Origin of the sequence: Nocardiopsis halophila DSM 44494 (assembly GCF_000341245.1) — a bacterium.
GTDB classification, from domain to species: Bacteria; Actinomycetota; Actinomycetes; order Streptosporangiales; family Streptosporangiaceae; genus Nocardiopsis_A; species Nocardiopsis_A halophila.
Genome location: NZ_ANAD01000210.1, coordinates 1 through 20568 on the forward strand (window position 1 = coordinate 1; position 20568 = coordinate 20568).

The window sequence follows — 20568 nt, forward strand, 5'->3', positions numbered from 1 at the left end:
TTGTGAAGTTACACCACCCGAACGGACACCATCGCATGCCGCAGCCGAGAGATGAGCGGGCGGGACCGTTGCCGCGCGCGGGGAGCATTCGATCACTCGAAGACCAGCGCCCAGACCGACGGATCCACCCCGCACGGGTCGCGCCCTTGAGGGGATGTCTCCTCCACCTTCCATAGGGGCGCTCGGAGCCTCCCGCGTAAATCGATAGTGGCGGAATCACCACTGTCGGCGACCTGAAGCGGCGTTTTCACCACTATCGATGGCCACCCCCGCTGGAGGGCGGCGCCCAACGCCCCGGCCGCCCCGGACACCGCACTCCAGCCGGGCGGCCGCAGGCCGCCGACGAATGGCGGTCATGCTCGTGGAGAGCAACACCGCTCCAGCGGACGCCCCCTGCATGTGCGGGGAGGATGTACCAGGCCGTGCGGCCCGCCGCACGGGGGCCATCCACGCGCGCGGGGAGCATTCTTTGACCTGGGACGACCCACCAAGCAACCTCTTGTTTTGAAAAAGTTCGCTCGCCCCGGGACCGGCTGTTGGAACCTCCGGCGTGTCTCGGCAATCTACCGCCTCGCTCTCCCGGGTCCCCCGCATCCTGCCTAATCGCTGAGCAGGATGACCGCCGGGTCGTCGTAGGACGTCCAGCCGCTGAGTTCGATCCTTTCGGGGTCTGCGCTTCGCGGGAGGTCGAAGGGGATCCTGCCCTCTGCGACCGAACCCGGGTTGACCTCCTCGAAGAGAGTTCCTCCCTCTTCGGCGAGCACGCTGGCCGACTCATCGGCCGAGTACTCCTTGCCGTCGACGCCGATCACCCGGGCGTCGGTCGAGGCGAAGTACTCGGGCTCCTCTCCCACGTTTCGGGCCTGAACCGACACCACCAGGTACCGGCCGCTCGGCTCGGAGGTGAAGGGCGCGTCGCCGAAGGACTCCACATCGTCCTGCACCTGGGTCACCGTGAACTCGAACCCGCCTGAGACGGCCGGTTCTCCGACACCCACCGGGCCACCGTCCGCGCCGACATCCGATACGCCGTCCCGCCTCTCGACGAGGGTGTTCACCAGCACGGTGCAGCCCACGGCGAGGAGGATGGCCAGCACCGCCAGCACGGCACAGCCGATACCGATGATCTTGCCCCACGAGGTCTTCTTCTCCTGCGACGGCGGCGGATAGCCCGCGTAGCCGCCTCCGGGAGGAGGCCCGCCGGGCGGCGGCCCAGGCGGGGGTCCACCGGGTGGCGGACCCCCGGGAGGTGGTCCTCCCCAGCCTCCCGGCGGCNCCAGCCTCCCGGCGGCNGGCCATCCCCGGACCAGGTCCGCCCGGAGGCGGTCCCCAAGCCGGGCCGCCCCGCTCAGGCGGCGGTGATCCGGGCGGCGGCCCGGCCCCCGTCGCACCGGGCGGCATCTGACCTCCGGAGGGGCCGCCACCGCCGACGGGGCCCGCAGGTCCGGGGGCTGGGCCTGCCGCAGACGGAGGACCGTACCCCGGGGGCGCAGGGACGCCTGCCGCACCCTGGCCTGCGCCGCCGGGGCCGGCCTGAGGCCGCGAGTCTCCGCCGTCCGCAGGGGCGAACCATGGACCCGTCGACCGGTCGCCCGGCTGCGGACCGCCAGGCGCAGCACGTCCATCAGGTCCCGTCGCGCCACCCGGGCCGCTGCTGTCCGGTGGGAGCGCCGCTCCCGACCGTTCTCCTTCCAGGGCCGCGGAAGCACCCGGCTCGGCACCGTATCCGGAGGGACCGGCCCCGAGACGGTCGACCGACTCCTCCCACTCCGGAGAGCCCGCGCCGCCGGGATCCGGCGTGGACCCGTCGGACGGTTCCCGGGGCGCCTCCCCCGGCGGCCAAGGGGCGTCCTCGGACGACGGCCGCCCGTTCGCCTCGTTCCCGTCCTCGGGCGGGTGTCCGCCCTCGCCCGGCTCCCTCTCCGTCATCGCCTCGCCCCCGCTCGCAGGGCGGACCCGGTCGCGCCGCTTCCGGACCGCCAACGCCTCGCACGCGAAATGTGCTACCCGGAGTCACGGATTGGAGAAACTCCCGTCACCGTGCGTATTGGGCAAAGAGGCCGCGGCCGCCCCTCACGACGCCCGCTGGGAGCGCCGGGCCCACAGCACCAGCGCGAACACCGGAACGACGAACACCGCCGCGAAGGCGTTCAGCCCGCCGAACCCGAACGCCGACAGCAGCACCCCCGACAGCGCGCCCGCCCCGGCCCCGCCCAGGTTCATCGCCAGGTCCGTCACCCCCTGGGCGCCCGGCCGACGCTCCGGCGGAAGCGCCTCGGCCAGCATCGCCGACGACGACACCAGCCCGAACGACCACCCCAGCCCCAGCAGCACCAGACCGGCCATGACCGCCCCTTCACGGTGGTCGGAGGCGCCTGCGATCACGACCGCGACGAGGAGGATCCCCTGCCCCGCGACCAGCGTGGGGATCCGCCCGACCCGGTCCGACAGCCACCCCACCACCGGCGACAGCGCGTACATTCCGGCGATGTGCAGGCTGATGGTCAGCCCGATCACCGTGAGCGCCGCGCCGCCGTGGGACATGTGCACCGGCGTCATGGTCATCACCGCCACCATCACGGTGTGCGAGGCGACGGTCCCGACCAGGGCCAGCAGCGCCATGGGCGTGCGCACGACCAGGCGCAGCGACTCCAGCGGCGGCTCCTTGCCCGCGCTCGCCGCCCGGCCCCCGCCGGNCTCGCGCGCGACCAGCAGCGGGTCCGGGCGCAGGAGCAGCAGAGTCAGCGCCCCGGCCGCGGCGAAGGCCAGGGTGGAGAAGAGCAGCGGCCCCAGGAGCGGGTCGAGCCCGAGCGGGCGGGCCACGGCCGCCCCGGGACCGGTGAGGTTGGGGCCCACGACCGCCCCCACCGTCGTCGCCCACACCACCAGGGACAGGTCGCGCCCGCGCGTGGCGTCGTCGGCGAGGTCGGCGGCGGCGTGGCGGGCCTGCAGGTTCGTGGCGGTGCCGGCGCCGTAGAGGGCCATGCCCGCCAGGAAGACCGGGAACCACCCGGCCTGGGCACCGCCGATGGCCACCGCGCCGCCGCACGCCGCGACGACCCACCCGGCGCCCAGCCCCGGGCGGCGCCCCCGGCGCGCCGCCAGCCCGGCCAGCGGGAGCGCGAACACCGCCGCCCCGAGGGTGATGGTGGTGGTCGCCATGCCCGCCCAGCTCTGCGAGCCGGTGAGCGCCTCGGCGATGAGCCCGCCCACCGAGAGTGCGGCGCCGACGCCGAGACCGCCGACGACCTGGACCGCCACGAGGACCGAGACGGCCCGTCGCTGCACCCGGGCACGGTCGTGCCCGTCTCCGGCCCGTGCCCGGCCGCCGCCCGGCGCCTCCCCGGCCGTCGTCATCGCGCCCCCACCGCCGCTCTCTCTCCTGTGGCGCGCCCGCCGCCACGGGCTTGCGCGCTCATCATCGGATGACCGGCACAATGCTATGGGGGCGACGATCGGGCGCTCGGAGGCGGCCCTCCCGCCGCCGGGGCGCTCCGGCCGCCGTACCGCCACCTGAGGAAGTCGTGCTCGCGCTCGGCCCTGCGCATCTCGCCGTAGAGGGCCTCGGGGTCGACCGCGCACACCGCCACCCCGCCGGGCGGGAGGGGCCAGCGCGCGAAGGCCCAGTACCGGCGGGTGTAGGCGCCCCAGAGCACCACCCAAGCGCCCTGCTTCTGCCACTCGATGTGGGTGGCCACGCGCTTGCGGTCCTCGTCCTCGTCCTCCATCGCAGAGGACGCCATACCCGCACGCATGACGGGCGAAAGGGCCGATAGTGGACAGCCCTTTCCTATGGACACACGGCCACCGGTGTTCATCGGCGTTTTCGGAACCACGCCCTGAGAGGGGGATCCGCGCCGTTGCCGTATCCCGGCACGGACGGATGCCGTGCCGGCGCCCGCCCATTCGACCGCGGAGGACATCACGGCCGTATCCACCAATCTGGGCGCTGGGCGGCCAACCTGTGGCGACCTGCGCGAACACGGTGTCCGAGGCCGTCCACCCGCCCCCTCAAGCCTCCGGTGCGCGTCAGGCCACCCGGGGCAGGCGTGTGCGGGCATGCGCCCCTCGCGAAACGACGTCTCCCCTGGCTCGACGTCGCGTTTCGCGGCCTTGACGCGTTCCCGCTCTCGCCGGTCGGGGCCCCGATGGAAGCGCGCGAAGAGCGCACGGAGAACGGCCCGGGCGTCCCGCCGCGGGCCGTCGTGCGTCTTCGTCTCCGGGGTCCGTCAGCGCACGCCGACGGCCTGCCGACCGGAGATCTGCTCGGAGCCGGGCACCGGCTCGGCCGGGTCCCCGCCCAGCTCGATGATGCGGTTCTCCCGGTCCACGTGCACGATGCTGGGCGTGTGCCGACCGCGCTCGGCCTCGTCCACCTGGGCGTAGCCCATGATGATCACCAGGTGCCCCGGCTTGACCAGGTGCGCCGCCGCGCCGTTGATCCCGATCACGCCGGTGCCGCGCTCGCCGGTGATGGCGTAGGTGACCAGCCGCTCACCGTTGTCGATGTCGACCACGTGCACCTGCTCGCCGTCGACGAGGTCGGCCGCCTCCATGAGGTCGGCGTCGATGGTGATCGATCCCACGTAGTGCAGGTCGGCCTGGGTGACCGTGGCCCGGTGGATCTTGCCGTTGATGAGGGTGCGCTGCACGATCTCGGTCCTCGTTTCGCGTTCTCGCCGTCTACAGGCCTCGGAGAGGTCCCGTGCGGATCCCATGATGGCGTGCCCGCCCGACCACGGAGAACGCGGGGGGGCCGCCCAGGTGTTCCCGGGCGGCCGCGCGGACGGAGACGGCGCAGACGGCGCCTCCTAGGGCCCCTCGCCACCAGGACGGGCGCGGAACGGAGGTGGACGGACTCCCCCGCCCCGCAGCCCCGCCCGGTGGCCGGCTCAGTCGTCGGCGTGGTGGTCGTGGTTGGCTGCGCCGCGGCGCCAGTAGCCGTCCACGACCGAGGTGGAGTTGCGCACGAACCCCATCTCCTTCAGCCGGCGCCGCACCGGCTTGAGCGAGTCCGCCTCGCCGCCGAACCAGGCGAACCCGGTGCCCTCGGGCAGGGTGAGCCCGGCCAGCGCCCGGTCGAGCAGGTCGGTGGTGCCCGGCGCGGCGCCGTCCCGGTGCAGCCAGGTGATCGACGCGCCCTCGGGGGCGTCGATGTACTGCTCCTCCCTGGCGTCGGCCACCTCCAGGAGCGCGAGGACGCGCGCGTCGCGCGGCAGGTCCTCGATGCGCCGGGCCACCGCCGGCAGCGCGGTCTCGTCGGCGCCCAGCAGGTGGTAGTCGTACCCGCGGTCGATGTGCAGGGTGCCGCGCGGCCCGAGCACCCCCAGCTCGTCACCGGGGCGGGCGCTCATGGCCCAGCGCCCGGCGGGGCCGTGGTCGTGGGCGACGAAGTCCAGCACCAGCTCGGCGGCGGAGGGGTCGAAGCTGCGCACCGTGTAGTCGCGGTAGGTCAGGCCGGGGGCGCGCATGTTCCAGCGCCCCTGCTCGTCCATGGCGGGCAGGCGGGGGCTGCGCTCGCCCTCCCCGGGAAGGAACACCTTGACGTGGTCGTCGAAGTTGTCGGTGCGGAACCCCTCCAGCTCCTCGCCGGTGAGCACCACGCGGATCATGCGCGGGGTGACCCGGTCGACCCCGCTGACCCGCAGGGTGCGCGGCTGCAGGGGGTACCACTCCAGCCTGGGCTCCGTCAGTGCCGCGGTCATGTGGTCTTCTCCTTCTCGGGTTCGGATGGGGTGCGGGGAGGGGGGACGGCCGCGCCGCCCGGCCGGGCCCGGCGCAGGCCGGGGAAGGCGCCGGCGATGGCGGCGGTGAGCGCCACCGTGGCGGCGCCCCCGGCGAGCACGGCGGCCCCGGGGCCCACGACGGCGGCGAGCGCGCCGAGCACCACGCCGCCCAGCGACCCGCCGACGGTGTTCTGGGCCGTCCAGACGCTGTTGACCCGCCCGCGCAGCGCGTCGGGGGTGTGCGACTGCAGCAGGGCGAAGCGCAGGATCTCCTCGATGATCTCGGCGAAGCCCAGGGCGACCAGGGCCGCGACGGCGGCGGTGAGCGCGGTGGAGGCGCCCAGCCCGGCCGCGGCGGCGCCGCACAGGGCCACCGCCGCCAGGAGCACCGCCCCGGCGCGGCGCAGGCGCGCGGTCCACCCGCTGGTCAGCGAGGCGGCCACGGCGCCGGCGGCGGAGGCCGAGTAGAGCAGGCCCGCGGTCTGCTCACCGCCGCCCAGGACCCGGTCGGTCAGCTCGGGGATGAGCACGTAGGGGGTGGCGAAGAGGAGCTGCACGAAGCCGAGCAGCAGGATCGGGCCGACCACCCGGTCCCGGACCGCGAAGCCCGCGCCCTCGGCGATGGCCGCCAGGGGCGAGGGCCGTGCGGAGGCGCCGTCGGCCGCCCCGGGGGCGTGCTCGGGCGCCATGGCGGGCAGGCGGGCCACCATCAGGGTGGTCACCGCGGAGGCGGCGGCGGTGACGGTGTAGACGAGCGGGTAGTCCAGCAGCGCGATCAGCGCGCCCCCGGCGGCGGGCGCGACCACGCTGCCGAGCTTGCCGGTGAGGGCGAGCAGCGCCCCGGCGGCCGGCAGCCGGTCGCGCGGCAGCAGCCCGGGGACCGCCGCCTGCAGCGCCACCTGGCTGAAGGTGCCCAGGAAGCCGTTGAAGGCCGCGCACACGACGATCGCGGCCATGGCGGCGGCTCCGTCCAGCCACAGGGCGCTCAGCGCGAGCCCGGTGAAGGCGGCGGTGGCGGCGAGGCGGCCGGTGACGATGAGCCCGCGCCGGGGGCGGCGGTCGGCCAGCACACCGGCCACCAGCGTTCCGCCCAGCACCGAGACGCCGTTGACGGCGTTGACCAGGGCCACCATGGTCGACGAGCCGGTGAGGCCGTAGACCTGGAGGGGGAGCGCGACCAGCGCGAACCCCAGCCCGAAGACGGACAGGGTGCGCGCGGCGAAGACGGTGCGGAAGGGGCGGCTGGCCTTGAGGGGGGTGAGGTCGATGGCCGCGCGGCCCAGGGCCCGGCGCAGCCGGGGGCCGCGCGCGCTCACGCCGCGCCGGTGGCCCCGGCGCCTTCCATCGCCTCACGCAGGCTCCGGGGCCGCAGGTCGGTCCAGTTGGCCTCGATGTGCTCCAGGGCGGAGGTACGGTCGGCGGGCCCGTAGACGGTGGTCCAGCCTGCGGGGACCTCGGCGAACTCCGGCCAGAGGGAGTACTGCTCCTCGTCGTTGACGAGCACCAGGAAGGTGCCCTCGGGGTCGTCGAAGGGGTTGGTCATGGTCCGGTCCTCGATGGTTCGGTGTCCACAGTGCACGGGGCGCGGCCGCCCAGGGGCCACCTTCCCGCACATCGCACGATTAGGCAAGCCTTGCCTTATGGTTTTATGTGTGGCCTGCGCCGCCGTCCCCGCCGGCGCCGTGCGCGGGGGCGTCCGCGTCCCTCGGGCGGCGCAGGCCCCGTTCGGCGGCCGCCGTGGACGCGACGACGGCGGTGCAGGCCGACCCCGCTGCCAGCAGGGCGGCGGCCGGGCCCAGCAGCGCCGCCAGGGCGCCCATCAGGGACACCCCCAGCGAGCCGCCGACGGTGGCCTGGGCCAGCCACACGCCGCTGACCCGTCCCCGCAGCTCGTCCGGGGTGCGCGACTGGACGAGCGCATAGCGCAGGATCTCCTCCAGGGCCTGCCCGCACCCCAGGAGCAGCAGCGCGGCCAGCGCCAGCGGGACCGACCGGCTCAGCCCCAGGCAGGCCACCGCCGCTCCGCACAGCCCCACCGCCGCGCAGACCACCGCCCCCGGGCGCCGCACGCGGCCGGTCCAACCGCTGGTGAGCGAGGCCGCGACGGCCCCGGCGGCCGGCGCCGCGTACAGCAGCCCCGCCTCCTCGGGCCCCGCGCCCAGCACCGTGTCCGTGAACTCGGGGATCAGGACCAGCGGCATGGCCAGCAGCGCCTGGGAGAAGCCGAGCACCATGAGCGGCCGCACCACCGGGTCGCGCACGGCGAACACCGCGCCGCCCAGGGCCCGGCCGATCCCGCCCCCGGCGTCCCCGCCCTCCTCGGGGCGCGCCCGCGGGAGGAAGAGCGAGGCGGCGATGGCGAACAGGGCGACCACCGCCGTTCCGGCGAACCCGGCGCCCACGCCGAAGGCCGCCACCACCAGCCCGCCCAGCGCGGGCGTGGCCACCGCACCGATCTGCGCGGTCAGTGCGAACAGGGCGCCCGCCGCGGGCAGGCGGGCCGGGCCGACGAGCGCGGGGACCATGGACTGCTGGGCGATCAGCCCGGTCGTGCCCACGCACCCGCTGACCGCCGCGCCGAGGTAGACCATTTCAAGGCGGGCGCCGCCGGGCAGGACGGTGTTCGCGGCGAACAGGGAGACCACGACCGCCTCGGCGACGGCCCCGGCCAGGACCAGGCGGCGGCGGTCGACCCGGTCGGCGAGGGGGCCGCCGACCAGCGTTCCGGTGAAGCTCGACAGGCCGTTGACCACGCTGACGCTGGCGACGAGCACCGAGGACCCGGTCAGCGCGTAGACCTGCAGGGGCAGGGCCACCATCCGGTAGCCTCCGCCGAGCAGCGACACCAGCCGGACCGCGAACAGGATGCGGAATCCCCCCGGTGTGCGCAGGGGGCTCAGGTCCATGGCGAAGGAGGAGAGCGAGGAGGCGGTCACGCCCGCACCCCGTTCCGGCCGCGGTCACTCCCGGCCATGGTCCCCTTCGGGGCGGTCCGCGAAGAACAGGGCCGCCTTCTTGTGCGGGAGGGCGACCTCTCCCCCGAAGCGCAGGCCCGCCCGCTCGGCGGCCCTGCGCGCCGGGGCGTTGGCGGCGTCGGGTTCGATCAGCACGGTCCGGCACCGCGGGTCGGCGGCGAACACGGCCTGCGTCACCGCGGCGAAGATCCGTGCGCCCAGCCTGCGGCCGGTGTCCTGCTCCTCGCCGATGGCGATGTGCAGGCCCACGTCGTGCGGCTCGGAGCGGTAGGCCTCCCCCACGACGTCGCGCGCCGCCCGGTACAGCTCGATGTAGGCCGCGTCCCTGCCGTCCTCGGAGACCAGGACCGGGCGGGAGAACGTCCCGGACACCTGCCCGGCGATCTCCTCGGCCCAGCGCTCCCTGGTCCAGGCGCGCTCGAAGAACCGCTCCACGTGGGGCCGGTTCATCCAGGTGTGCAGCGTCTCCAGGTCCGCGCCGCCGGGGCGGGCGACGCGCATCGCGAAGGGCGGCGCCGATGCGGGGACCGGGGGCGGTCCGGCGGCCAGGACGTCGGGGCCCGCGGGGATCTCCCGCGGGGAGCGCCAGGGCGCTCGGGTGCTGTCGGGCACCGTTGGGTCACCTCCGTTGTCGGTCGCGGCCGGTCGGCCGCGCGCGTACGCCCGCCTCGGCGCCCTGTGCAGGGCGCCGAGGCGGGCGATGGGTCTCGGGGCCCGCCGGAACGCGGCCGGCCCCGGTCACAGGTCCTTGAGGACGCGCTCCTCCAGCTCGTCGAAGACCAGCAGCCCGGTGGTGTAGCTCATCGCGCCCACGAACGGGACCGGGTAGACACGGTCGGCCTGAGCCGGCCCGGTCTCGTCCCAGGGCCCCTGGTCCATGATCTTCTGGACTTCGGGATCGACGTCGCCGTTCTCCTGCGCCCGCACGATGACGGCGTCGTACTCGTCGAGCCGGTCCAGCTCCTCGACGGAGAGGCTCTCGCTGAACGCCCCGTCCTCGGCCGCCTCGGTGAACCGGAGGCCGGCGTCGGCGAGCACGTTGGCCCCGTGGGCGTCGCGGTGCTCCAGTGTCCAGTTGCCGTCGCCCCATGCGGCCACCGAGGCGAAGGTCGTGTCCTCCAGCTCCTCGGCGTAGGTCTGGGACAGCTCCTCGGCGCGCGCGTCGTACTCCTCGACGAGCTCGTCGTGGGCGTCGGCCACCCCCGCCGCGTCGGCGATGCGCTCGCTGGTCTCCTTCCACTGCACGGGCGCGTCCATGGCCGCCACGGCGACCGGGGCCACCTGCTCCAGCTCGGAGTAGTCGAACTCCATCGCCGAGGCCAGGCCGGAGACGATGAGGTCCGGCTCCAGCTCGGCGACCTTCTCCACGTCGATCTCCAGGTCGGTGCCGACCTCGGGCAGCTCTTCGACCTGCGTCAGCTCCTGTGGGGTCAGGCTGGTGTCCTGGGTCCCGCGCGAGACCCCGACCAGCTCGGCCTCCTCCACCGAGATGAGCGCGGGCACCGCCCACCCGATGGCGACGATGCGCTCGGGCGACTCGGGGATCTCCACCCCGCCCTCGGTGTGGTCGCTGGCGAAGGTGCGGGTGGCGGTGTCCGTCTCCTCCTGCGCGCCCGTCCCGCTGCCGCACGCGGCCAGGGTCAGGGCGAGGACCGCCGCGGCGGCGCCGGCGCCCAGGCGCCGCGCCAGGGCCGGGGGATGGGCGGTCGAGGCGCGTCCCTCCATGGTGTTCCTGCTCCGTTCCGAAGATGTGAGGATCGCCTATCCTCTTATAGGCCAGCCTTACCTTACTGCGCCGTCCCCGGTCTGCAATGCGGTGGTCCGGGACGATTCGGGATCGTGACCTTCGGGCGGGGCGGCGGCCGCCCGCCCGGCGAGCGCGGCGGCCAGGGCGCGCCCGACCGCCTCCAGCCCGGCCCCCTCCAGCATCCGCAGGTGGGGGGCGGGCACCCCGGCGGTCTCCACCGGCCCGGCGGAGAAGGCCCGCCACGCCTCGACCGCCCCCGCCGGTGTGTCCTCGGCGGTGAGCAGCAGGACCGGGCCGGTGTAGCGCGGGGCCCCGGGGACGGGCTCCTCCTGGAGCAGCCGCGCGGCCAGGCGGTGGTTGGCGGCGAGCGGACCGTCGCCGTCGCCACCGGCCGGGGCCCCCGCGGCGCCCGCGGCGCCCGGAAGCGGGGCGTCCAGCAGGGCCACCAGGCCCACGCGCTCCCCCTCGGCCTCCAGCAGCCCGGCCACCGCGTGGGCCACCGCCCCGCCGAACGACCAGCCCGCCAGGTGGTAGGGCCCCGAGGGGCGCACCCGGCGGATCCGGTCCGCATAGGCGCGGGCCAGCTCCTCCACCGAGCCGGGCCGGCGCCCGTCCGCGGCCGCGGCCAGGTCCGGCGACTCGATCCCGTACAGCGGCCGCTCCGGCGGCAGGTGGTCCCGCAGCCCGACGAACGGCAGCGCCATCCCGCCCGAGGGGTGCACGCAGAACAGCGGCTCCTCCCCCGCGTCCCCCGCGCCCGCGCGCAGGGTGACCACCCCGTCCGGGGCGCCGTCCCGCCCCCGCAGGAACTCGGCCAGCGCGGCCGGGGTGGGGTGGGCGAACAGGTCGGAGACGGCCGGGGCGCGCCCGGTCTCGGCGGCGATGCGCGACCGCAGCCGCACCAGCAGCATCGAGTGGCCGCCGGCGGCGAAGAAGTCGTCGTCGGCCCCGATCCCCTCGGCGCCCAGGACCTCGGCGAACAGCGCGCACATCACCGCCTCGGCGCCGTCGGCCGGGGGCCGCCCCGGCGCCGGGGCCGCGGCGGCGTCCGGCACCGGCAGGGCGTCCCGGTCGAGCTTGCCGTGCGCGGTCAGCGGCAGCGCCTCCAGCGCAACGTAGGCGGCCGGGAGCATGTAGTCGGGCAGCCGCTCGGCCAGGTGGGCCCGCAGCTCGGCCGCGCCCGGGGCGCCGTCCCCGCCGGGGGCGGGCACCACGTAGGCGGCGATGCGCCGGTCGCCCGTGACCGGCTCCCAGGTGTCGACGGCGGCCGCCGCCACCCGGCCGTGCGCCTCCAGGGCGGCGGCGATCTCGCCCAGCTCGATGCGGAAGCCCCGCACCTTCACCTGCCCGTCGGAGCGCCCGATGTAGTCCACCGCCCCCTCCGCCAGGCGCCGCACCAGGTCGCCGGTGCGGTACATGCGCGCCCCCGGGGGCCCGAACGGGTCCGCGGTGAACCGCTCGGCGCTGGTGCCCGGGCGGCCCAGGTAGCCGCGGGCCACACCGGCCCCGGCCAGGTACAGCTCGCCGACCACGCCCGGCGGGACCGGGCGCAGCCGCGCGTCCAGCACGTAGGCGCGGGTGTTGGCGGTCGGGTGGCCGATGACCGGCCGCTCGCCGTCGGCCAGGCGCGCCGACAGCGCGTCCACGGTGGCCTCGGTGGGGCCGTAGAGGTTGTGCACCTCGGTCCCGGGCAGGTCGCGCAGCCGCCCCCACAGGGTGCGCGGCACGGCCTCCCCGCCGACGCCCATGGTCAGCGGGTGCGCGCGGCCGCCGTCCTCCGCCGGCCGGTCGAGCCCGGCCGCCAGCAGCTGGACCGCGTGCGAGGGGGCCACCTCGACGAAGTCGACCCGCTCGGCGCGCAGGCGCCGCACCAGCAGTTCGGGGTCGTGCATCTCCTCTTCGGTGGCGATGTGCAGGGCGTGCCCGTCGAGCAGCCACAGCTGCGGTTGCCAGGAGGCGTCGAAGGCGAAGGACCAGGAGTGCCCCACGCGCAGCCGGTCCCGCCCGGCGCGGCGCCGGGTCGGCAGGTACAGCCTCTCCCGATGGCTGGCGAACAGGTTGGCGATGCTGCGGTGCTCGACCTGCACGCCCTTGGGGCGCCCGGTGGAGCCGGAGGTGTAGATGACGTAGGCCGCGCACCCGGGGGTGAGCGGCGCCGTCCGGTCGGCGTCGACCGGGTCGGTGCCCGGCCGGCCGGAGGCGGTGTCGGGGCCCAGGACGAGCAGCGCGGAGGCGTTCCCCAGCAGGTCCGATGCGCGCTCCTCCAGCTCCGGGGCGGTGATGAGCAGCGCGGGCCCGGCGTCCTCCAGCATTCCGGCGATCCGCCCGTCCGGGTAGGCCGGGTCGATCGGCAGGTAGGCCGCACCGGACTTCAGGACCGCCAGGATCGCCGCGACGGTGTCGGCCGAGCGCGGCAGCAGCAGCGCCACGATGCGCTCCGGCCCCGCCCCGCGGGCGATCAGCTCGTGCGCCAACCGGTTGGCCCGCTCGTTGAGCCCGCCGAAGGTCCACTCCTGCCCGGCGCAGGACACGGCCGGCTCCCCGGGCCCCTGCGCCGCCTGGCGCTCGAACAGCTCGGGCAGCGTCACCGCCTCGGCGGGGACGGCCGGCCCGGAGGCGGCCGCGGCCGCCGACCGCTCCTCCTGGGCGTCCATGAGGCCGACCGCGCTCAGCGGCGTGTCCGGCGCCGTGGCCACCGCCTCCAACAGCCGCTCCAGGCGCAGGAGCATGTTGCGCGCGGTGCCCTCGTCGAACAGGTCGGTCGCGTAGACCAGCGTGCACTCCAGGCCGCCGCCCTCGGCGCCCCGGTCGGCGAATTCGAAGGCCAGGTCGAACTTGGCGGCGTCGGCCCGCACCGGGTGGCGCCGCACCCCCAGCCCCTCCATCTCCGGCGGGGTGGGGCCGCCGCTCTGGTAGGCCACCATCACCTGGAACAGCGGGTGCCGGCTCATCGACCGGGCCGGGTTGAGCAGCTCCACCAGGCGCTCGAAGGGGATGGAGTCGTGCTCGAACGCCTCCAGGTCGGTCTCGCGCACCCGGGTGAGCAGCTCCCGGAACCCGGGGTCGCCGGAGGTGTCGGTGCGCAGGACCAGCGTGTTGACGAAGAAGCCGACCATCTCGTCCAGGGCGGCGTCGTCGCGCCCGGCCACCGGCGTGCCCAGGGGGACGTCGGTACCCGCGCCCAGGCGGGTGAGCAGGGCGGCGACCGCGGCCTGCAGGACCATGAACGCGCTGACGTCGGCCGAACGGGCGAGGGTGCGCAGGCGCGCCTCCAGGTCGGCGCCGAGCACGGACCCCACCGAGCCGCCCGCGCCGCGCGCGACGGCGGGACGGGGCCGGTCGGTGGGCAGCGGCAGCTCCTCGGGCAGGCCGCGCAGCCGCTCCCGCCAGTAGGCGGCCTGGCGGGCCGACTCGCTGTCCGGATCGTCCTCGGAGCCCAGGACCGCGCGCTGGTGCACCCCGTGGTCGGCGTACCGGACGGGCAGGGGCGTCCACGCGGGCGCCCCTCCCGAACGGCGGGCGGTGTAGGCCCGCCCCAGGTCGCGCAGGAGGGGGCGGGCCGACCAGCCGTCCGCGGCGATGTGGTGGACCACCAGCAGCAGCACGTGCTCGTGGGGGCCGGTGCGGAAGAGGCGGGCGCGCAGCGGCGGCTCCTCCTCCAGGCGGAACCCGCCGGCGGCCTCGGCCTCCAGGGCCGCGTCGAGGCCGTCCTCGGCGACCTCGGTGACCGGCAGCGCGGGCCGTCCCTGCTCCGGGGCGAGGGTGCGCTGGTAGGGCACCCCGTCGTCCTCGGGGAAGACGGTGCGCAGCGTCTCGTGCCGGTCGGTCAGGTCGCCGAGCGCGCTCTGCAGCGCGTCGGTGTCGAGCCCACCGGTGAGGCGGGCGCAGAAGGGGATGTTGTAGGTGGCCGAGGGGCCGTCCAGCCGGTGCAGGAACCACATGCGCTGCTGGGCGTAGGACAGCGGCGGCCGCTCGGGCAGCTCGGTGCGGCGCAGCGCGGGCCGGGCCCGCTCGCCGCCCAGGGCCCGGGCCAGCCCGGCCACGGTCGGGGCGTCGAAGACGGCGCGCAGGGGCACCTCCCGGCCCAGGGCCGCGCGGATGCGCGCCACCAGGCGGCCCGCGAGCAGCGAGTGGCCGCCCAGGGCGAAGAAGTCGTCGTCGATGCCGACCTCGGGCACCCCCAGGACGTCGGCGAACAGGTCGCACAGCAGCTGCTCGCCGGGGTCGCGCGCGGGGCGGCGGACGGCCAGGCCGGCGAAGTCGGGGGCGGGCAGGGCCGACCGGTCCACCTTGCCGTTGGGCAGCACGGGCAGGGCGTCCATGGGCACGATCGCGGCCGGGACCATGGCGGGCGGCAGCACCTCGCCGAGCCGGGCACGCAGAGCGGCGGGGTCCAGGCCGGCCGGGACCGCGTAGCCCACCAGCATCGGGGCGCCCTCGCCGTCGTCGAGCACGGCCACCGCAGCCGCCGCGACCCCGGGGACCGCGGCCAGGGCGGCCTCGGTCTCCTCCGGTTCGACGCGGAAGCCGCGGATCTTGACCTGGTTGTCGGTGCGGCCGAGGAACTCCAGGCGCCCGTCGCCGGTCCAGCGCACCAGGTCGCCGGTGCGGTACATGCGGGCGCCGGGCTCGGCGGCCCACGGGTCGGCGATGAACCGGCCCGCGGTCGGTCCCGGGCGGTTCAGGTAGCCGCGCGCCAGCGCCCGTGCGCCGCCGGGGCCGGGCTCCTCGGCCAGGTACAGCTCGCCGGGCACGCCCGGCGGCACGGGCCGCAGGCCGCCGTCGAGCACCCGGGCCCGCACCCCCGGGTCGGGGCGGCCGATGGGCACGCGCTCGTCCCCGGTGTCGGCCGTGCACGGCCCGATGGTGGCGTTGACGATGCCCTCGGTCGGCCCGTAGCAGTTGAACATGGGCCCGCGGGCGGCGAACCGGCGCACCAGGGCGGGCGGCACGGCCTCGGTCCCCGCCAGCACGGTCATCCCCTCGGGCAGCTCGGTGCCCTCCGGCAGCGCCGAGAGCAGCGCCGGGGGCAGCGCGGCGTGGGTGACGCCGCGCTCGTGCAGGAAGTCGGCCAGCGGCGGGCCGGGGACCCGGCGCTCGTCGGGGACGACCACCAGGCGGCCGCCGCCCAGCAGCCCGATGCACATCTCCCAGAACGCCACGTCGAAGCCGGGCGAGCCCATCTGGGTGATCACCGCGCCGGGCCCGGCGCCGATCCGCCGGTCGGCGGTGGCGGCGAGCTTGGCGATGCCGGCGTGCGGGACGACGACTCCTTTCGGCGTCCCGGTGGAGCCGGAGGTGTAGATGACGTAGGCCGCGTTCTCGGGGGCCACGGGCGCGATCCGGTCGGCGTCGGTGACCGGCTCGGGGGAGGCGGCGGCCACCTCGGCGGCGTCGCGGCCGCCGGGCACCAGCAGCGGGGCTCCGGTCAGCGCCGCGACCCGGTCGGCCAGTCCGTCGTCGGCCAGCACGCACACCGGGGCGGCGTCGTCCAGCATGGCGGCCCACCGCTCGTCCGGGTGGGCCGGGTCCAGGGCCAGGTAGGCCGCGCCGGAGCCCATGACCGCGACCAGGGCGACGATGAGCTCGGGCGAGCGCGGGGCGGCGACCGCGACCGTGCGCTCGGGGCCCGCCCCGCGCGCGATGAGGGCCCGGGTCAGCCGGGCGGCGCGGGCCCGCACCTCGGCGGCGGTGAAGGAGGTGTGCTCGCCCTCCAGCACGGGGGCCTCGGGGGCGGCGGCGACCCGGCGCTCGAACAGCTCGGGGAAGGTCGCGGCGGGCACCCCGACCGGCCCGCCGGCCGAGTAGGCGTCCAGGCGCTCCCGTTCGGCCGCCCCGGGCAGGGCCAGCCCGGCCACCGGGCGGTCGGGGTCCTCGACGAGGGCGCCGAGCACCCCCGCCGTCCAGGCGCCGATCCGCTCGACCAGCGCGGCGGGGACCCGGTCCGGCAGGTGGCCGAAGCGCAGCCGCAGGCCGCCGTCGGGGGCGCCGCCGGGGACGGCGGCGGCCGAGAGCGGGTAGTGGGTGGCGTCGGCGGACCCGCGCACGCGGGCGCTGAGGCCGGGCACGTCCGCCGCCGGGTCGGCGCCCTCCAGGGGGTAGTTCTCGACCACCAGCAGGGTGTCGAACAGCTCGCCCCCGGCCGCGGACTGGATGTCGGCCAGGCCCAGGTGGTCGTGCTCGAGCAGCCGCGCCCGCTCGTCGCGCATGCGGGTGAGCAGCCCGGCCGCGCTCTCGCGGGGGCGCAGCGCCACGCGCACCGGGACGGTGTTGATGAACAGGCCGATCATCGCCTCGGCGCCGTGCAGCTCGGGCGGGCGGCCGGAGACGGCGGTGCCGAAGACGACGTCGTCGCGGTCGAGCAGCCGGGCCAGCACCAGGCCCCAGGCGGCCTGGAGGACGGTGCTGGGGGTGACGCCCCGCTCGCGGGCGAGGGCCTCCATGCGCCGGGTGAGGCCGGCGGGCAGGTCGACGGTCACCCCGCGCGGTGCGCCGCCGTCCGCACCACCGGCCGCCCCGGCCCGCCGCTCCGCCTGGGCCGCCTCGGTGATCCGGGTGGGGCCGGGCACCCCGCCCAGGGCCTCGGCCCAGGCCTTGCGGGCGGCGTCGGTGTCGCGGGAGGCGAGCCAGGCCAGGTAGTGGCGGTAGGGGACGGGCCTGGGCAGGGCGGCGGCGCCGTCGTCGGCGTAGATCCGCATCAGGTCGCGCACCAGCAGCGGCAGGGACCAGCCGTCGAGGAGGATGTGGTGGTGGGTGAGGACCAGGACGTGCCGGTCGGCGCCGGTGCGGGCCAGGACGAACCGCAGGAGCGGCGGGCGCGCGGGGTCGAAGCGGGCCGCGCGTTCGGCCTCCAGCAGGTCCGGGAGGTCGTCCTCGGTGGTCTCGGCGTACCGCCAGGAGGCGGGGACGGACGTGCCGACCAGGGCGGCGGGCTGGCCGTTGCGGCGGCGGCGGAAGGCCGAGCGCAGGTGCGGGTGGCGCGCCAGGAGCGCGTCGGCGGCCCGGTGCAGCCGCTCGGCGTCGAGCGGGCCGTCCAGGTCGAGGGCGACCTGGACGTTGTAGGCGTCGGCCGCGCCGTCGCCGAGCCCGCTGTGGAACAGCAGCCCCTCCTGCAAGGGGGTCAGCGGGAGGATGTCCTCCAGCCCGGATGCGCTGCTCACTCGTGTCCGCCTTTCTGAAGCGTGCGTCGTACGGGGTCCGCGTCGGCGGACCGGGAAGTCCAAAGAGGGGAGACCCGTGTTGATCTCGGGGAAGTCGGCCTTATCAGGGCGCTCTTAAGGCCGACTTCCCCGAGATCAACGACGTGGGGGGCGGCCCGTCCGGTACGGATCACAGGTCCCACTCCGCTTCGAACTCGTCGATCTCGGACTGGTCCAGGCCCGCGAAGGCCATGTCGGAGGGGGTCGCGCCGCCCGCGTCCGGGGTGCGGGCGTGGGCGGCCAGGCCCGACAGCTGGGCGGTCCACTCCTCGGCGAGGTCCCGGGCCTCCTGCTCGGTGAACAGGCTCCGGGGCCAGGCGAAGGTCGCGGTCAGCTCGGCGCCGCCGTCCCCGTCGCGGGTGGAGGCGATGACCTCGAACGCGTACCGCACGGGGGCGTCGGGATCGGCGCCCGGGGGCAGCGCCCCCGTCTCCGGGGCGGCCTCCCACGGCCGGGACTCCGGGGCCGCGGCGATGCGGCCGAGGTTGTTGAACAGCACCTGCGGGCGCGCCCCGTCGGCCAGCCGCGCCCCCGCCGGCGACAGGTAGCGCAGCAGGCCGTAGCCCGCCCCGCTGCCCGGGACCGCGCGCAGCTGCTCCTTGACCGCCTTGAGCGCCTCCCCCGCCTCGGCGCCTCCGGCCCGCGACCGCGCCGGGTCGGCGCCCGTCTCCAGGCGTACGGGGTGCACGGCGGTGAACCAGCCGACGGTCCCGGAGGTGTCCAGGCCGCCCGCGTCCTGCGGGTCGCGCCCGTGCCGCTCCATGTCGACCAGCAGGGGCGCCTGCCCGGCCGCCGCCCCCGCACGGTCGGCCCGCCACCGGGCGAAGGCCAGGGCCAGCGCCGTGAGCAGGGCGTCGTCGGGGCCGACGTTGTACAGGCCCGGCAGCCCGGCCAGCACCTCCCGGGTGTCGGAGGCGTTCAGCCGGACCGTCGTGCGGCGCACCGTGGCGGCGGTGTCGCGCTCGGGGTCGGGGACGGGCTCGGGCGCGTCGGCCGGGGCGGTGATCCTCTCCCATTCGGTCAGCTCGGCCTGGCGCTCAGGGGACGCGGCCTGGGCGGCCGTCCTGCGCGCCCAGGCCTCGAAGGTCGCCGGGGGCGCGGGAAGGGCGGGCACCCGCTCTCCGGCTCCGGCCCAGGCGGTGGCGAGGTCGGAGCGCAGGACGCCCCAGGAGACCCCGTCCACGGCCAGGTGGTGGACGACCAGGAGCAGTCGGCCGGGGCGGGCGCCCCGGTCCAGCCACACGGCGCGCACCATGCGCCCGTCCTCGGGCGAGAGGAGGTCCTGGGCCTCGCGCGCCTCCTCGGCGGCGACGGCCCCCAGGGCGTCCTCCCCGGCGCCGCCGATGTCCCGGCGCCGGAGGAGGTCGCAGGCCCGCACCTCCTCGGGGGCGGCCGCCACCAGGCGGGGGCGGGCCGCCTCGCCGAGCACCGCCCGGGTGCGCAGCATCGGGTGGGCGTCGAGGACCGCCTGCAGGGTCCGCTCGATCCGCCCGGTGTCGGCGGACGGCGGCGCGTGCAGCACCATCGCCTGGCTGAACCGGGCGAACGGCCGCCCCTGCTCCAGCATCCAGTGCATGACCGGGGTGAACGGCACCTCGCCCGTGTCCTCGGCGCCGGGGTCGGCGTCGGCGTCCTCGGGCGCGGCGGGCCCCGCGACCGCCGCGAGCCCGGCGGGCGTCTGCTCGGTGACCACGTCGGCCGGTGTGAGCGAGAGCCCGCGCGAACGTGCCCGGCCGACCAGGGCGATGGCCTGGATGCTGTCGCCGCCCAGGGTGAAGAATCCGTCGTCGGCGCCGACCGACTCCACCCCCAGGACCTCGGCGAACAGCGCGCACAGCGCCTCCTCGGCCGGACCCGCGGGCGCACGCCCCTCGCCGCCCCCGGGCAGCGCGGGTGCGGGCAGCGCCGTGCGGTCGAGCTTGCCGCTCGGGCTGAGCGGCAGCGCGTCCAGGACCATGACCTGCGCGGGCACCATGTACTCGGGCAGTGCCGGGCGCAGCGCGGCCCGCAGCTCCTCGGGGTCGAGCGCCGCACCGGGGCGCGCCGTGGCGTACCCGGCGATGCGGGGCGCCCCCGCGCCTCCCGGGGCCGCGCCGTGCACGGCGGCGGCCGCGGCGGCGACGCCCGGCAGGCGTCCCAGCGCCGCCTCGATCTCGCCGAGTTCGATGCGCAGCCCCCGGATCTTGACCTGGAAGTCGGTGCGGCCCAGGTACTCGATGCCCGCGGGGCCGCGCCGCACCAGGTCGCCGGTGCGGTACATGCGCTCGCCGGGCGCCCCGAACGGGCAGGCGGTGAACCGGTCGGCGGTCAGCTCCGCCCGGCCCACGTACCCGCGCGCCAGCTGCTCCCCGGCCAGGTACAGCTCACCCGGGACACCGTCGGGCACCGGCGCCAGCGCGCCGTCGAGGATGTACACGCCGGTGTTCCAGACGGGTTCGCCGATGGGGACGGGCCCTCCCTCCGGCCGGGCGGCGGTCGCGTCGTAGGCGGTGACGTCGACGGCCGCCTCGGTGGGCCCGTAGAGGTTGTGCAGTTCGACGCCGGGCAGCACCGACCGGAACCGCTCGGCGATGTCGGCGCCCAGCGCCTCGCCGGAGGCGAAGACCCTGCGCAGCCGGGTCGGGGCCGCCGCCCCGGCGACGGCCGGGTCCTCCAGGAACGCCGTGAGCATGGACGGCACGAAGTGGCAGGTGGTCACCGCCTGCTCGGTGATGAGCCGGTGCAGGTAGGCGGGGTCGCGGTGGCCGCCGGGCTCGGCGACCACCAGCGGCACGCCCGCGGCGAACGGCCAGAAGAACTCCCACACCGACACGTCGAACGAGGCGGGGGTCTTCTGCAGGACGCGGTCGCCCGCATCCAGCCGATAGGCGCCCTGCATCCACTCCAACCGGTTCACGATCGCCCCGTGCGCGACCGCCACC

Annotated in this window: 12 protein-coding genes; all 12 read right to left on the reverse strand. The window is 76.4% G+C overall.

All coding sequences use genetic code 11. The features are described from left to right. Positions 1-599 precede the first annotated feature (599 nt). Positions 600-1106 carry a DUF4352 domain-containing protein gene (locus D450_RS0123865; RefSeq protein WP_017541147.1) on the reverse strand — a complete coding sequence of 169 codons (507 nt, stop codon included), beginning with the start codon at positions 1104-1106 and terminating at the stop codon, positions 600-602. Positions 1107-2073: 967 nt separating this feature from the next. After that, positions 2074-3357 (reverse strand): MFS transporter, encoded by a 1284-nt coding sequence (locus D450_RS0123870; RefSeq protein WP_017541148.1) that lies wholly within the window; start codon positions 3355-3357, stop codon positions 2074-2076. A gap of 83 nt (positions 3358-3440) precedes the next feature. Next, positions 3441-3743 (reverse strand): hypothetical protein, encoded by a 303-nt coding sequence (locus D450_RS0123875; protein WP_241483265.1) that lies wholly within the window; start codon positions 3741-3743, stop codon positions 3441-3443. A 486-nt stretch (positions 3744-4229) separates the two neighbouring features. Beyond that, on the reverse strand, positions 4230-4652 hold the full coding sequence (panD, locus tag D450_RS0123880; RefSeq protein ID WP_017541150.1) for an aspartate 1-decarboxylase: 423 nt from the start codon (positions 4650-4652) through the stop codon (positions 4230-4232). 240 nt (positions 4653-4892) lie between these two features. Next, entirely contained in the window at positions 4893-5705 is an 813-nt protein-coding gene (locus D450_RS0123885; protein ID WP_017541151.1) for a siderophore-interacting protein, read from the reverse strand. Then, positions 5702-7042 (reverse strand): enterobactin transporter EntS, encoded by a 1341-nt coding sequence (gene entS, locus D450_RS0123890; protein WP_017541152.1) that lies wholly within the window; start codon positions 7040-7042, stop codon positions 5702-5704. Before entS (D450_RS0123890) ends, D450_RS0123885 begins: the two co-directional genes overlap by 4 nt. After that, positions 7039-7269 carry an MbtH family protein gene (locus D450_RS0123895; protein ID WP_017541153.1) on the reverse strand — a complete coding sequence of 77 codons (231 nt, stop codon included), beginning with the start codon at positions 7267-7269 and terminating at the stop codon, positions 7039-7041. The genes entS (D450_RS0123890) and D450_RS0123895 overlap by 4 nt, the downstream gene beginning before the upstream one ends. Before the next feature lie 103 nt (positions 7270-7372). Continuing rightward, the gene (gene entS / locus D450_RS0123900; RefSeq protein WP_017541154.1) at positions 7373-8662 is read right to left on the reverse strand and encodes an enterobactin transporter EntS; all 1290 of its coding nucleotides are present in this window, start codon (positions 8660-8662) and stop codon (positions 7373-7375) included. Between the two features lie 24 nt (positions 8663-8686). Continuing rightward, entirely contained in the window at positions 8687-9313 is a 627-nt protein-coding gene (locus D450_RS0123905) for a GNAT family N-acetyltransferase (protein ID WP_017541155.1), read from the reverse strand. Between the two features lie 126 nt (positions 9314-9439). Continuing rightward, a complete protein-coding gene (locus D450_RS0123910; protein ID WP_017541156.1) occupies positions 9440-10426 on the reverse strand; it encodes an ABC transporter substrate-binding protein in 987 nt (328 codons plus the stop codon). Positions 10427-10483: 57 nt separating this feature from the next. After that, the gene (locus tag D450_RS0123915; RefSeq protein WP_017541157.1) at positions 10484-17608 is read right to left on the reverse strand and encodes a non-ribosomal peptide synthetase; all 7125 of its coding nucleotides are present in this window, start codon (positions 17606-17608) and stop codon (positions 10484-10486) included. 169 nt (positions 17609-17777) lie between these two features. Next, positions 17778-20568 (reverse strand): AMP-binding protein (locus tag D450_RS31135; RefSeq protein WP_017541158.1); only part of this gene is annotated, 2791 nt, incomplete at its 5' end.

Bases quoted from the DNA above. Each gene is read 5' to 3' on its own strand.
- D450_RS0123875 (WP_241483265.1), bottom strand. From the start codon at position 3,743: ATGGCGTCCTCTGCGATGGAGGACGAGGACGAGGACCGCAAGCGCGTG.
- D450_RS0123885 (WP_017541151.1), bottom strand. From the start codon at position 5,705: ATGACCGCGGCACTGACGGAGCCCAGGCTGGAGTGGTACCCCCTGCAG.
- D450_RS0123895 (WP_017541153.1), bottom strand. From the start codon at position 7,269: ATGACCAACCCCTTCGACGACCCCGAGGGCACCTTCCTGGTGCTCGTC.
- D450_RS0123910 (WP_017541156.1), bottom strand. From the start codon at position 10,426: ATGGAGGGACGCGCCTCGACCGCCCATCCCCCGGCCCTGGCGCGGCGC.